We start from the raw sequence: 364 nt of genomic DNA, 5'->3' as shown, positions 1-364 counted from the left end.
CGGTTATATCGCTCAATATAGGCATTCTGTTGAGGTTTGCCGGGCTGAATAAAACGAAGCGTTATATTCAGCTGAGCGGCCCATTACATCAGTACTTTTCCGGTATATTCTGGCCCGTTATCGCATCGTATTGCTGCCGGTTTACCTTTCCATTCAATGAGTTGTTAGAGAGTCCTCACTACACGACTTGCTGGCAGGGAAAAATCCACTTCAATAGCCAGTGCTTCACGATTAAAGTCATCGATGACATTCAGTAAACGGATAGAGCGACCATCTGATAGCTGATCATGCATGAAGTCCATCGACCAGCATTCGTTGCGGCTTTCTGGCACCCTCAGCGGTTCAGGTTTATCCCGTTTCAGTC

1 pseudogene is annotated in these 364 nt (G+C 46.7%); it reads right to left on the bottom strand.

Annotation, left to right across the window (positions count from 1 at the left end):
• Window positions 1–364: pseudogene (locus FDW88_RS01875) on the bottom strand (DDE-type integrase/transposase/recombinase); the annotation flags it as partial.

The sequence above is a fragment of the Citrobacter sp. wls829 genome (genome assembly GCF_005280825.1).
Lineage (GTDB): Bacteria > Pseudomonadota > Gammaproteobacteria > Enterobacterales > Enterobacteriaceae > Citrobacter > Citrobacter gillenii.
This window is presented reverse-complemented; position numbering and strand designations above follow the sequence as displayed.